General features: G+C 39.8%; 8 protein-coding genes, 3 pseudogenes and 1 riboswitch. Of the genes and pseudogenes, 8 read left to right on the forward strand and 3 right to left on the reverse strand.

Annotation, left to right across the window (positions count from 1 at the left end; genetic code table 11):
- Positions 1-55: 55 nt before the first annotated feature.
- Positions 56-1,969 (forward strand): ATP-dependent DNA helicase, encoded by a 1,914-nt coding sequence (locus tag ACZ9AO_RS08770; protein WP_251540734.1) that lies wholly within the window; start codon positions 56-58, stop codon positions 1,967-1,969.
- A 133-nt stretch (positions 1,970-2,102) separates the two neighbouring features.
- On the forward strand, positions 2,103-3,620 hold the full coding sequence (locus ACZ9AO_RS08775) for a carboxypeptidase M32 (protein WP_476108876.1): 1,518 nt from the start codon (positions 2,103-2,105) through the stop codon (positions 3,618-3,620).
- A 266-nt stretch (positions 3,621-3,886) separates the two neighbouring features.
- Here the strand turns inward: ACZ9AO_RS08775 and ACZ9AO_RS08780 are convergent.
- Together ACZ9AO_RS08780 and ACZ9AO_RS08785 are read right to left on the reverse strand one after the other, a co-directional pair.
- Positions 3,887-4,047, reverse strand: a pseudogene (locus ACZ9AO_RS08780) (IS5/IS1182 family transposase); the annotation flags it as partial.
- Between the two features lie 4 nt (positions 4,048-4,051).
- Positions 4,052-4,198: pseudogene (locus tag ACZ9AO_RS08785) on the reverse strand (transposase); the annotation flags it as partial.
- A gap of 473 nt (positions 4,199-4,671) precedes the next feature.
- Positions 4,672-4,773: riboswitch (purine riboswitch) on the forward strand.
- Positions 4,774-4,932: 159 nt separating this feature from the next.
- Between ACZ9AO_RS08785 and ACZ9AO_RS08790 the strand changes: the two are divergent.
- Together ACZ9AO_RS08790 and ACZ9AO_RS08795 are read left to right on the forward strand one after the other, a co-directional pair.
- Positions 4,933-5,532, forward strand: coding sequence for a xanthine phosphoribosyltransferase (locus ACZ9AO_RS08790; RefSeq protein WP_034311269.1), 600 nt, complete (start codon positions 4,933-4,935; stop codon positions 5,530-5,532).
- A complete protein-coding gene (locus ACZ9AO_RS08795; protein WP_251540731.1) occupies positions 5,525-6,838 on the forward strand; it encodes a nucleobase:cation symporter-2 family protein in 1,314 nt (437 codons plus the stop codon). The genes ACZ9AO_RS08790 and ACZ9AO_RS08795 overlap by 8 nt, the downstream gene beginning before the upstream one ends.
- A gap of 495 nt (positions 6,839-7,333) precedes the next feature.
- Here ACZ9AO_RS08795 and ACZ9AO_RS08800 read toward each other — a convergent pair.
- A pseudogene (locus tag ACZ9AO_RS08800) lies at positions 7,334-7,417 on the reverse strand (chemotaxis protein CheX); the annotation flags it as partial.
- 314 nt (positions 7,418-7,731) lie between these two features.
- On the opposite strand from ACZ9AO_RS08800, the gene ACZ9AO_RS08805 reads away from it, so the two are divergent.
- The 4 genes from ACZ9AO_RS08805 to ACZ9AO_RS08820 all read left to right on the forward strand — a co-directional run bounded on the left by ACZ9AO_RS08805 (position 7,732) and on the right by ACZ9AO_RS08820 (position 13,555).
- Positions 7,732-8,820 (forward strand): type III polyketide synthase, encoded by a 1,089-nt coding sequence (locus ACZ9AO_RS08805; RefSeq protein ID WP_476108877.1) that lies wholly within the window; start codon positions 7,732-7,734, stop codon positions 8,818-8,820.
- A complete protein-coding gene (locus tag ACZ9AO_RS08810) occupies positions 8,820-9,350 on the forward strand; it encodes an isoprenylcysteine carboxyl methyltransferase family protein (RefSeq protein WP_251540729.1) in 531 nt (176 codons plus the stop codon). The genes ACZ9AO_RS08805 and ACZ9AO_RS08810 overlap by 1 nt, the downstream gene beginning before the upstream one ends.
- 146 nt (positions 9,351-9,496) lie before the next feature.
- A complete protein-coding gene (locus ACZ9AO_RS08815) occupies positions 9,497-9,655 on the forward strand; it encodes a hypothetical protein (protein ID WP_476108878.1) in 159 nt (52 codons plus the stop codon).
- Between the two features lie 186 nt (positions 9,656-9,841).
- Positions 9,842-13,555 (forward strand): dynamin family protein, encoded by a 3,714-nt coding sequence (locus tag ACZ9AO_RS08820; protein ID WP_476108879.1) that lies wholly within the window; start codon positions 9,842-9,844, stop codon positions 13,553-13,555.
- The last annotated feature ends 9 nt before the right edge of the window (positions 13,556-13,564 follow it).

Genomic DNA, 13,564 nt, shown 5'->3' on the forward strand with positions numbered 1-13,564 from the left:
AGATTATAATGATTCGAATTCTATACACTGATGATAGATAAAAGGGGAGACCAGGATGCTTAAAACACTGCCTTTTTCGGTAACAAAGGAAGATTCTTTTTACGATAAGCTTTCAGAATGGATCGGTGATGTTTTTTACGATATTCTTCCCGAAAAAGGATTTGAGCTGCGTGACGAACAAATCTTCATGGCATTTCAGTTAGAAAAAGCCTTTAAGGAAAAGAATGTAAGTTTTGCTGAAGCAGGGGTAGGGACCGGTAAGACATTGGTCTATTTACTATATGCGATTTGTTATGCGAGATATACGAATAAACCGGCCATTATTTCGTGTGCAGATGAAACGTTGATTGAACAGCTTGTCAAAGAGGAAGGCGACATCCAAAAAATCAAGAATGCTTTAGGTATTGAAGTGGATGTTCGGCTTGCCAAATACCACGATCAATATGTATGTCTAAAGAAGTTGGATTACGCAGTGAATCATGAAGATTCAGAGGGGATAGATCAACTATATGATGAACTTCCCAAGTTTGTCCATGATAACTCATCCATGAACGCCTATACAGCATATGGGGACCGTAAACAGTACCCATATTTAAATGATGAAGACTGGTCTAAAGTTGGCTGGGATCAACTCCAAAACTGTTTCACTTGTGATAAACGCCATCGATGCGGGCAAACCCTATCACGGGACCACTATCGAAAATCAAGTGATTTGATCATTTGTTCACATGACTTCTTCATGGAGCATGTATGGACCAAGGAAAAGCGTAAGCGTGAAGGACAGTTACCATTGCTGCCAGATCATAGCTGCGTTGTCTTTGATGAAGGTCACTTATTGGAATTTGCTGCTCAAAAGGCTTTAACTTATAAAGTTGGGGAACAAACCCTTGCCTCGGTTTTAGAATTGCTTACAGCCAATCAGGTTCGTGAAGAAACCTTATATATCATTGAGGATTTAATTGATATCAATGAAGAATTTTTTGATTTGTTGGATGAAAAAGCGATACATGTCAGCGGATCTAATCGTTATGAAATCCCAATGTCCAAAGAAATTACAAGCTTTGCCCATAAGCTTCACAAAAAGGTTGAGGAATTAGAGGAGAACCTAGTTTTTGAAGCGGAAATGTACACGATCAATGATTATGATTTAAAAGTGACGGAAGAATATTTAGAGCAGCTGGGCTACTCCCTTTCTCTATTTGTAAAGGATGAACAGGCCGTATCCTGGTTTGAAGAAAATGAAATGACCAAAACATTGGTCATCATGCCAAGGCTCGTACAGGATATTTTGTCTGAACAGGTATTCTCTAAAAAAATCCCTTACATTTTTTCATCGGCAACATTATCGGATAATAAATCCTTCCAATACATTGCAGATAGTTTAGGGATAGAAAAGTATGACAGCTTCTCCGTTGAATCACCGTTTGATTACGATGAAGTCATGAAAATGAACATGCCTGCCTTCGAAAATGGAAATCAATTGGCTAAACTTCAATATACGATGAAGACGATTGAGGAAAATGAGGGTCGAACACTCGTGTTGTTCCAGTCAAAAGAAGAATTGCATTGGTTCAAGGAAAACTGCCCAATGTCTTCTTATCCATTTTATTTTGAAGGGGAAGCGGAAATCAGCGAGCTGGTTAAGAAGTTCCAAGAGGAAGAGCAATCTGTCCTTTTCTCCTATCATTTATGGGAAGGGCTTGATGTTCCAGGGCCTTCATTACAGAATGTTGTGATACACTCCCTGCCATTCCCGCCGCGCGATCCAGTTTTCGAGGCCAAACGCAACTCGGTTACCGACGCATTTGAAGAAGTGGACCTTCCATACATGCTCCTTCGCTTGCGCCAGGGAATAGGGCGTTTGATCAGGACGAGCAATGATTCGGGGACAGTCCAGATTTTGATTGATAAGGATCTTTCGGAGCAGGTTAAAGAGAAGATAGTATCCATTCTTCCTGTAACGCTTTAACTCCATTCTATCCATTAAAAAGAGCCAAGGTGCCCCTTGGTTCTTTTTTTATTTTAATTTGTTAATCGGAGTGGTTCTGATAGGAATGATTTTTGTATAATATGGTAAAGTGTAGTTGGAAGGAGCTGTGAATATGACAAAAAAGGGTATCGATCTGATAGAAAAAGAGTTTAAAGAATATGTAAAGAAAATCTCGGCGTATAATGAAGCACTCGCGTTAATTTTTTGGGATTTGCGTACAGGTGCACCGAAAAAGGGTGTTGAGCAGCGTTCCGAAGTTATCGGGGTGCTTTCCTCCGAGGTGTTTAATATGAGCACAAGTAAAGAAATGGAATCCTTCATTGGAGAACTTTCGATGGAGAAAGCCTCTCTTAGTGAAACGACTAATAAAATGGTGCAAGAGTGTAAGAAAGATTTTGAAAGGAATAAGAAAATTCCTGCTAACGAATATAAGGAATTCGTCATTTTACAATCGCGTTCTGAAAGTGCATGGGAAGAGGCAAGGGAAAAAGCTGATTTTTCTTTATTTCAACCTTATCTGGAGCAAATTGTAGCGTATACCCGTAAGTTTGTAGAATACTGGGGATATGAAGGGACGAAATATAATACCCTTTTGGATATGTATGAACCAGGCATGACTGTAGATGTACTTGACAGCGTATTCAGTGAGCTTCGGTCGAGAATCGTTCCTTTGGTAAAACAGATTGCAACAAGCGAACATAGACCTGAAACAGGGTTCCTTTATAAAGAATTTCCTAAAGAAAAACAGCATCAACTCAACTTGGAAATTCTAAAACAGCTAGGATACGATTTCAAGGCTGGCAGGCTGGATGAAACGGTTCACCCATTCGAAATTAGAATAAATAGGGGCGATGTCCGGGTGACGACCCGATACGATGAAAATGATTTTAGGGGGGCAATCTTTGGTACCATTCATGAATGTGGACATGCCATTTATGAACAGAATATCGCCAATGAGTTAACCGGAACACTTCTTGATTCCGGGACATCCATGGGGATCCATGAATCACAATCTTTATTTTTCGAAAACTTCATTGGACGGAACCATAGCTTTTGGAAAAATAAATTCTCCTTATTAAAAGAATATGCCCCCGAACAATTCAATGACGTGACGCTGGATGAATTTTACCGGGGCATTAACGAATCGAAACCATCGTTCATCCGTATTGAAGCAGATGAACTGACGTATCCTCTGCATATAATGATTCGGTATGAACTGGAAAAGGCTCTCTTTAATGGAGAACTTGAAGTGAAGGATTTACCGGGAGTCTGGAATGAAAAATACAATGATTATTTGGGAATTGTTCCTGAAAATGATGCCATGGGCGTGTTGCAAGATGTACACTGGGCAGATGGCAGCTTTGGTTATTTCCCTTCTTATGCATTGGGCTATATGTATGCAGCCCAAATCAAGCAAGCGATGCTTAAAGATTTGCCTGATTTTGATGGGCTGTTGGAAGCGGGGGATATTGCGCCAATCAGGGAATGGCTTAATGAAAAGATACATAAATATGGAAAAACAAAAAAACCTTTGGAGATTTTGAAAGAAACGACAGGGGAAGGCCTGAATGTTCAGTATTTAATAAAGTATCTTGAAGATAAATATAAAGAAGTTTATAAAATCAAATAAATCAAAGGAAGAAGGACTTGCATTGTCAAGGCCTTCTCAGTTTGAAGACAAAAGGGGTTCGGAATTAAAAAATTCCGAACCCCTTTTTAAATTCCCTTTAAATTTCCGCCTAAAGAGATTGGGGCTCTAGAAGCCCACTAGGTTAGGCTATTTTTGGACCTTACTATGTCCAATTGGCCATCTGCTTTAAAATAATCGCAGCGAAATTATGCGAATACACGATCAATCGTTTCTTTACGTTTCGCATATATAGTTTTTACATCTTAATGATGACGCAGATGATGTGCTTCTTCCACATATGTTTGCCAGATATTCTTTTTGTACACTGTGATAAAGATGAGGATGTTGCACAGATGTGTTTTGGCGATTTGTACTCACGATAGCCCTCTTTATATGTTGTGGAGTACATTAATAGCTCACCCAAAGGGCGGTTTAACTGATATAACTGGATCAATACTTTGGCGTCCTACCTCTGAATACATATCTTTCACCAAATCATAAATGAAAAAGAAGTCAATGGCAGCCTCCATTTCACGAAACAAATGGTTCGCTGGCACAAGTTGATTTAAAGTAATCATTTCCAGTTGATTTCGCTGAATAGAATCATGATAGAAAGCATCCTCATTCCTTCAAGTTTTATAAATTTATAAACAACCAAGACTTAGGCAAAAGGGTTCTATCTAAAAGTTAAAACAAAGTTGATTGGAGCGGGTGTGCGAGACTCCTGCGGGAAAACTAGTCCCGGGGAGAACCCGCAGGCGCGATGGGGACAAGGAGGCTCCCGGACCGCCCGCGGAAAGCGAGTACCTGTAGAGAGGAAATCAATGGTCAAATTGTACAAACCATAAAAGGGCATGAGCAAAATACCAGTTAATGTTATTTGAAGTAGGAGCGATGTTTTTTCTTTATAGGTAAATCCATTCCTATTTAGGGTTAGTGATTTCACAATTTTCTAATAATACGAATGATGACTTATTTTTTTTATTGAAAGTTCGGTTTTTATCAAAAATAACTTTTCAAATAGAGTCAGCGTTGTTATAATTCATATATTAATAAAATATTAAGTTTCACTCGTATAATAGCAGGGATATGGCCTGCAAGTTTCTACCGGATTACCGTAAATAATTCGACTATGGGTGAGTAATAGATCTTGTTGCATAATGAAGGCTTTTGCTGATTCATTATTCATTCATGCCCAAGAAGTATTGCTTCACTCCAAAAAAGTGCTGCAATGTTTCTTGGGCTTTTTTATATGCTGGAAACAATTGCATGGTTTATGGTCAATAAACATCCAAGATTGGGAGGAACCTTCATGCAACTTTTAAAGGATAAAATTTTGTCCGAGGGTCAAGCTTTATCAGAAGATATTTTAAAAGTGGATTCATTTTTAAATCATCAAATGGATCCTATGTTAATGAAAGAAATTGGTAAAGAATTCGTAAAACGTTTCGAACAAAAGGAAATAACGAAAGTGCTGACAATTGAATCTTCTGGCATTGGACCTGGTTTGATGGCTGCGCTGGAATTGGAAGTTCCGCTCATTTTTGCCCGTAAACGTAAATCACTTACTTTAACAAATGATTTAGTAACGGCGTCCGTTCATTCCTTTACAAAAAAAGAAACCAATACCATTACGGTTTCCAATAAATATATTGAAGCTGGAGATAAGGTTTTGATCATCGATGACTTCCTTGCTGTCGGACAGGCAGCCCGGGGTTTGGTGGAAATCTGTAAGCAGGTTGGAGCAGAAGTGGCCGGAATCGGCATCGTGATTGAAAAAGCATTCCAAAGCGGTGGTAAGGATCTTAGGGAACAAGGTTTTCAAGTGGAATCACTTGCACGGATTGCTGAGTTGAAATTCGGTGAGATAACGTTCGCTGAGGAAAAGGAAGGAGAAGCCGTCAATGTCTAATCAATCACCATTAAAAGTTGCTTCATTAGGATTACAACATGTTCTTGCCATGTATGCCGGTGCAGTCGTCATTCCATTGATAGTCGGTGGGGCGCTGGGATTGACTGCAGCGCAGTTAACTTATTTAGTTTCGATAGACATTTTGATGTGCGGGATAGCAACTTTATTGCAAGTATGGAAAAATAAATTCTTTGGAATTGGGCTTCCGGTCGTCCTGGGCTGCACATTTACAGCGGTTAGCCCGATGATTGCAATTGGTACGCAATATGGAATCAACTCCATTTATGGATCTATTTTGGCGTCGGGGTTGATCGTCATTGTCATTAGTAAGTTTTTCGGAAAACTGGCAAGGTTCTTCCCACCCATTGTCACTGGATCGGTCGTTTTGATTATTGGCATTACGCTCATTCCTGTTGCCATCAACAACCTTGGTGGTGGCCAAGGAGCTGCTGATTTCGGAGACTTGAATAATGTAGCTCTTGGTTTCGGAACTTTGTTATTCATTATATTCATGTATAAATTCTCATCAGGATTCGTACGCTCCATCTCTATTTTATTGGGGCTGTTAGTAGGAACATTTGCAGCTTTCTTCCTTGGGAAAGTGGACTTTAGCTCGGTTGTCAGTGCCACTTGGCTGCATATGCCTCATTTTTTCTACTTTGGAACCCCGACATTCAACGTCACGGCAATCATTACAATGACATTGGTGGCGATCGTCAGCTTGGTGGAATCGACTGGTGTTTATTATGCTCTTGGTGAAATCACGGACAAAGAGATTTCAGAAGACGATCTGGCTCGCGGATATCGTTCTGAAGGACTTGCCATCATGATTGGCGGTTTGTTCAATGCGTTTCCGTATACAGCTTTTTCACAAAATGTGGGCTTGATTCAATTGTCAGGCATTAAAACAAGAAATGTCATATACACAACGGCTGGCATTCTTATTTTCATAGGTTTTGTTCCAAAAATCGGTGCATTCACGACAATTATCCCTTCATCCGTGCTTGGCGGTGCAATGGTGGCGATGTTCGGGATGGTAATTGCCGCTGGAATTAAGATGTTGAGCAAAGTGGATTTTGCTTCTCAAGAAAATTTATTGATCATCGCTTGTTCAGTAGGGATGGGACTAGGGGTGACCGTCGTTCCTGAGCTATTTGCGCAAATTCCGGAAAGCTTTCAAATCCTAACGGAAAACGGTATTGTTGCCGGAAGTTTGACAGCCATATTCTTGAATATCGTCTTTAACATCATCCCTACAAAAGGGAAGGTGAAGGAAGCCCGTATTGAAGGGCAAAATGTAGCCTGATTAAAAATAGATTCGGGTAATCTTGATAGATTCACCCATTTACATGCCCAAAATTCTCAGTTGAAGAGGATTTTGGGCATTTTTTTCATTTAGGGCCGAAGCATATCATTGATAATGAATTTGGAGTTTTGTCAGATAAAAGGAAACTCTCTTCACTTTTTGAATATATTGATAGTATATGTTCAGGAAAGTAGTGATAGGGATGGAGAAAAAATATTGTATTCATTGCCGGACCATACTAAGCCAGGAGTATAGGTGCAGTGTGTGTGGAAAAGAGGAGTTTCAAAACATCATTATACAAGTGCAAAATCAATCTTCAGTAAAGAAAGAAGACTGAAAGCGCCCCCTTACCAAATTATGGGTAAGGGGGTTTTATTATATCGTGAATACTTTTCGATTATTAAGATGATATGAAGGGTACCTCGCCCTTTTATCGATATTGCCCGTATGGGTATGATAATAAATGCTTTGTCTCCTGCTAAAGAGGCGGTAATAGTTACCGGCAAGCATGCTGCCGAATTCTGCTGCAAAGGATTTAAGCATTTCACCTTCTAACGGCATGCCAAACATGATTTCACCGTTTTACTCAGCCCATCGGTTTGTTCCCTCGATCATTAACTCCGTTATTCCTTGGACATTCAAAAGCCGTACCTCAAAAGACAGCCTTTCGTACAGGAAATCCATTAGCGTCCTTATCGGCATGAAAGGTGATATTCGTGGAAGTATTCCTCCGCTTGTATGGTTATATTCTTTATTTTTTAATTACCTAGTTATTTAGAAGAAAATTGAAAAAATATTATTAAATGCCTATACATATAACCATTTAGCTATAAAGTATAATTGATGTCCTGGTGGGTATATTAACCATATCATGAATAATTAGGGGTGGAATCATGCCATATTTATTATCTGCATCTCATGTAAAGCTGCCACATTTACTTTCACAAGAAAAAATCATGGAATTTTCGAGAGAAATATTTGGGGCATCATTTAAGAATATAGAACGGTTACTAAAGGCCTTTAAGAATGGACAAGTGGAAAATCGATATTTTTCAAATGATCTCGATTGGTTTAAAGAGGATCATTCTTTTGCCGATCGGAATGATTTATATATACAGCAGGCAATCAAATTTGGGAAAGAAGCTATAGAAAAATGCTTAGACAACACAGAATTTTTAAAAGAAGGACTGCAGGCAAACGAGCTAGATGCTTTCTTCTTTATCTCAAGCACGGGGATTGCCACCCCGACCATTGATGCCAGGATAATGAATGAACTTACATTTAACCCGCATGCTAAAAGGATTCCGATTTGGGGGCTTGGCTGTGCAGGGGGAGCGAGTGGCCTATCACGTGCTTTTGAATATTGCCAAGCATACCCGACTGCGAAGGTCATTGTTTTAAGCGTGGAGTTATGCAGTCTGACATTTCAAAGGAATGATATCTCCAAAAGCAATTTAATTGGGACTTCCCTATTTTCCGACGGAGTAAGCTGTGTTTTGGTTTGTGGTGATGAAGTGCCGAGTGAACGGTTCTCAAAAAAAGTAAGGCATTTGCAATTTTTGGATTCGCAATCGACGCTTATGCCGGATTCATTGGATGTAATGGGGTGGGATGTTAAAGATCAAGGGTTATACGTTATTTTTTCGAAAGATATCCCTACAATCATCAAGGATTGGCTTAAACCGAATGTTCAAGAGTTCTTAATGGAGAATGGATTCGATCTAAACGATGTAAAAGATTTCATCGCTCATCCTGGAGGCAAGAAAGTAATTGATGCTTATCACGAAGCCCTCGGGTTCGATGAAAGCATGACGGCAGAGTCAATGAGCGTATTGCGTGAATTCGGCAATATGTCCTCAGCAACTATTTTGTACGTTCTGGAGAGGTTCATGCAGCGGGGCGGGAATAAAGGTGAGGTGGGCCTGGCTGCTGCATTGGGACCTGGGTTTTCATCTGAACTTGTATTAATGAGGTGGAAGTGATGATCTTCGCCATTTTCATTATCTTGATCGCTATACAGCGCCTTGTTGAATTATATATCGCCAAACAAAATGAAAAACAGTTGAAAGCTGGAGGAGCAGTAGAATACGGTGAGTCCCATTACAAATGGATGGTTCTAATGCATCTTAGTTTTTTTATTGTTCTCATTATTGAAGTGGTCGCCCTTGAAAGGGATATATCTGGACTTTGGCCAATTTGGCTGCCCCTTTTTCTAATTGCGCAGTCAGGAAGGATTTGGGTAATCCGTTCATTGGGAAAACATTGGAATACAAAAATCATAGTGGTTCCTGATGCCGATGTAGTCATTAAAGGTCCTTATAAATTTTTCAAACATCCGAACTATATCATAGTGGCAACTGAGATTTTAGTTATTTCCTTATTATTCAATGCATATTATACTGCTATCATCTTTAGTTTATTGAATGTTTGGATGATGATGGTAAGAATCCCACTGGAAGAGAAGGCATTAAAGGAACACACGGAATATTCTACGGTTTTTAAGGGAGAATAATAAAAAAATTTAATTACTTATTGAAAATGATTATCGTTCGTGATAAGATTCTAAATGAAGATGAAAATTATTCTCATTCGGATTTCAATCATTTATTTTAACTAAAAACTAAAAGCTAATCAATATAAAAGAGGATGGTGTTGGTAATGGTTTGGGTATTCATTTTATTGACAATCGCTACATATGGTTTTGTGATGAAACATGTATTGAATAATATTCAAAAACCGGCAAAGGCAGTAAAACCTTATACCGAGTCACCAATGGAAAAACGAGCTGCTTTTAACCCCACCCCAACAACCAGGTAAACATCCTGGTTTTTTTTTGCATTCCAACAATATGATCAAATTGCACGAATCCACCAATTGGTGGTTTTTTTTTGAACATGGCCTGTTATGAATCATATAGTAAAATAAAGCTGACGGTATGAATAACAAACGAAATCGTTTACAATAAGAATATCAAAATGACGATAGATTAAGGGGTATGGATTCATGATTCAAGAAACATTAAAGCAACAGTCCAAATTGGGAATTTTGACTGCCATGTATGAGAAATTTCAATCGGCAGGTGATACAGGCAATGCAGATAAAATGAAACAGTTAATCATGAAAGTGAATAATGAGGAGTTCATCATTGCTTTTTGCGGGCATTTTTCAGCGGGGAAATCTAGTATGATCAACTTTCTCCTTGGTGATCAAGTATTGCCTTCAAGTCCGATTCCTACGAGTGCAAATACGGTAAAGGTACAAAAAGGGGAAGACTATGCCAAAGTCTTTTACCATCATCAGCCACCAGTCTTATTTCCTGCACCTTATGATTTTAAAGAGGTCAAGAAATTTGCCAAGGATGGAGATTCAGTATCGGCAATAACGATAAGTTCCAATGATTTTTCACTGCCGGATTCATGTGCGATCATGGATACGCCAGGAATCGATTCGACAGACGATGCACATAGAGTTTCTACGGAATCTGCCCTGCATCTAGCTGATGTCGTCTTTTATGTCATGGACTACAATCACGTCCAATCAGAAGTGAACTTCCTATTCACGAAAGAATTGTTGGAGGCTGAAAAACCGACATACTTAATTATCAATATGATCGATAAGCATGATGAGAACGAGCTTGGATTTCAAGACTTCAAGCTTTCCGTTTCTGAAGCTTTTGCGAACTGGAATGTATATCCTGATGGTATTTTTTATACATCCGTAAGAGACTTGAACAATACCGAAAATGAAATAGAAGTGGTCAAGCAATTCATATATGAAATGGCGGGCAAAGGTTTAAATGATGGGAAAGATGCCATCATGCAATCGGCTAATGCCCTTGTCGAAAGACATCTTAATTGGCTGAAGGAGCAGTATGAAGAGGAACATGCCGATGATTTTGAAGTATTATCAGAACTGCCTCATGAAGAGCGGCTACACCTGACAAATCAGGTGGACAGCCTATTGAAAGAAAAAAAATCATTGACTGGACGCATAGAGGAAATCAAGGGCCAATATGCCGATGCATTGGAAACTATTTTAAAAGGCGCATACATCATGCCGGCGGCAACACGGGACCTAGGTAAATCATTCTTGGAATCAGCTCAGCCGGACTTTAAAATGGGTCTATTATTTGCCAAGAAAAAAACGGATGCCGAACGTGAGGCACGTATTAAGGCGTTCTTGAGCGATCTACAAGAAAAGGTGAAAACCCAGCTTGAATGGCATCTTAAAGAACTGGCGGTTAAAACGCTTAATCAAGCGGAAATCCATGATTCAACACTTGAAAGTAAGGCTCAGGCACTTCAAATCGAGGTAACGGAATCTTACATAAAAAACTCTTTGAAACCTCAAGTCGATATTACGGGTGAATACGTTTTAAACTATACGAATGATTTGGCATCAGCGATCAAAAAGAAAGCACGTGATGTATCAGAAGGATTTTTGAATGATATGGTTACCGTTATGGAAGGAATAGTGGAACAGCAGTCTATGTCCATCGATAAGGAACTTGAAGGTTTTTCTGAATTTGCGGAAGCTCTAAAAGTTACTGCTGCGATGAACGCGGAAATCGAGTACCAAACGGAACGTTTAGAGGCCATTGCCCATCAAACTGAATCATTAGTCGATGAGCGTGAAATCGATATGCTGTTAACTCAATGGAATGAAGAGGAAAAAAATATTACAGTCAAAATCATGACAACCGATAAAGTAAGTAATTCAAGGCCCGTCAACGAACAATCTGTAAGTGATCATGTTAAAGAAATCACGGAAGCTGTACCTTCCGTGACTGTTTCTTCATCTGATGCTACTGATTTACGCGGAAAAGAAAAGCTGATGGAAACTGCAGCGAGTTTAAAACAGGCGGCCGAGCTGATCCAACCTCTGAGAGGGTTTCAATCGCTTTATAAAGAATTGAAAGAGAAGGCAAATCGCTTGGAACAACAGACGTTCACGGTTGCCCTCTTCGGTGCATTCAGTGCGGGTAAATCTTCCTTTGCCAATGCTTTGATGGGAGAAAGCGTCCTTCCTGTCTCACCAAATCCGACAACTGCCGCAATCAACAAAATCATGTCTTCGGACGCTCAGCATCCACATGGAACGGCAACCGTCAAATTAAAGACCGAAGCGATGCTGTTGGAAGATGTAAGCCTGGCATTGGCAGCTTTTGATAAATCGGCAAAGACTCTGGATGAAGCACTTCAACTAGCAGGGCAAATCATTGCGAAGGCAGGGGAAGTTGATAAGGGTAAAACGCACTTATCGTTTCTTAGGGCGTTTCATCAAGGGCTTCCCGAGTACCAAAATGATTTAGGAAATGTGGTTACGGTAGACCTTGAAGGTTTTAAACGGTTTGCTGCGGAAGAGTCCAAGTCATGTCTTGTTGATCTGATCGAATTGCGTTATGACTGTGAAATGACAAAGCAGGGGATGGTCCTTGTTGACACACCTGGGGCCGATTCGATTAATGCACGCCATACAGGAGCAGCTTTCGAATATATTAAGAATTCGGACGCCATCCTATTTGTGACTTATTATAATCATCCATTTTCCCGGGCAGACAGGGAGTTCCTGATACAGCTTGGACGTGTGAAGGATTCTTTCGCTATGGATAAGATGTTTTTCATCGTCAATGCCGTCGACCTGGCACAAACGACTGACGAATTGGACGAAGTGATGGATTATGTCACAGATCAATTGAATGGATTCGGTATCCGTTTTCCAAAACTGTTCCCGCTTACGAGTAAGGGGGCGTTGATGGAAAAACAAACGCCTGGTTCGTTTAAGCATTCATTCCTTCCTAATAGCGGAATCATGGAATTCCAAGGCCAATTCGATTCTTTCATAGAAAACGATTTAACTGGACTTGCGATTGAATCTGCTCAAGCGGCTGTAAAAAGAACCGAAGAATTGCTACGAGATGTAATTACAGCTTCCAGACAGGATGAGAAAGCGAAACGAAAAGCCCTGGAGACCCTTTCTCATGAGTCACAGGCCATTTCGGAACTCCTTTCAGTCATTAAAGGGGATGCCGAAAAGCAACGGTTGAAAAAAGAGATAGACGAATTGACTTTCTATAGTAAACAACGGGTCTTCTTCCGGTTTAATGATTTCTTCAAAGAATCGTTCAATCCAGCTGTTTTAAAAGATGATGGAGGCGATCTGAAAATTGTCCTCAAGCAATCGATGAAGAACTTATTGGATGCGTTAGGCTTTGACCTTGCCCAGGAAATGCGTGCTACGGCTTTAAGGACGGAAATGTTCGTAAATAAATTACTGAATGAGAAACAGGGCAGTTTGCTTCAGCAAATGCAAAAAATAAGAAGAACCCTTTCATTACAGCCATATGAACCCAATGAGAGGGAATCCCTTGAATTCACTGGTGCTTTTGCCCAATTGGATACAGGGGAATTCAAAAAGGAATTGGCATTATTCAAGAATCCAAAATCTTTCTTTGAAAAGAATGAAAAAGCGAAAATGAGTGAAGGTCTTCAGAAGCGTTTGGATGAACCTGCCCTTATATATGCAAAAGAACAGGGTGAGCGGATTTACGAAATGTATAATGAAGTCCTCGATCAAGAGTTACTCGCGATTCAAAAAGAGTTTAAGACGGAAGTATCGGATATCTTTGCAGGTTTACGTGCAGCATTGGAGGAAACGGTTGATTTACCGTATTATGAAAATGCTGTAGCGGAATTGGCTAAAATGCATTCGAAATAGAAACGAGGT

The sequence above is a fragment of the Peribacillus sp. TE19612 genome (genome assembly GCF_056279465.1).

Coding starts and splice junctions, on each gene's coding strand:
- ACZ9AO_RS08790 (WP_034311269.1), top strand. CDS start 4,933: ATGCAACTTTTAAAGGATAAAATTTTGTCCGAGGGTCAAGCTTTATCA.
- ACZ9AO_RS08810 (WP_251540729.1), top strand. CDS start 8,820: ATGATCTTCGCCATTTTCATTATCTTGATCGCTATACAGCGCCTTGTT.
- ACZ9AO_RS08805 (WP_476108877.1), top strand. CDS start 7,732: ATGCCATATTTATTATCTGCATCTCATGTAAAGCTGCCACATTTACTT.
- ACZ9AO_RS08795 (WP_251540731.1), top strand. CDS start 5,525: ATGTCTAATCAATCACCATTAAAAGTTGCTTCATTAGGATTACAACAT.
- ACZ9AO_RS08775 (WP_476108876.1), top strand. CDS start 2,103: ATGACAAAAAAGGGTATCGATCTGATAGAAAAAGAGTTTAAAGAATAT.
- ACZ9AO_RS08820 (WP_476108879.1), top strand. CDS start 9,842: ATGATTCAAGAAACATTAAAGCAACAGTCCAAATTGGGAATTTTGACT.
- ACZ9AO_RS08815 (WP_476108878.1), top strand. CDS start 9,497: ATGGTTTGGGTATTCATTTTATTGACAATCGCTACATATGGTTTTGTG.
- ACZ9AO_RS08770 (WP_251540734.1), top strand. CDS start 56: ATGCTTAAAACACTGCCTTTTTCGGTAACAAAGGAAGATTCTTTTTAC.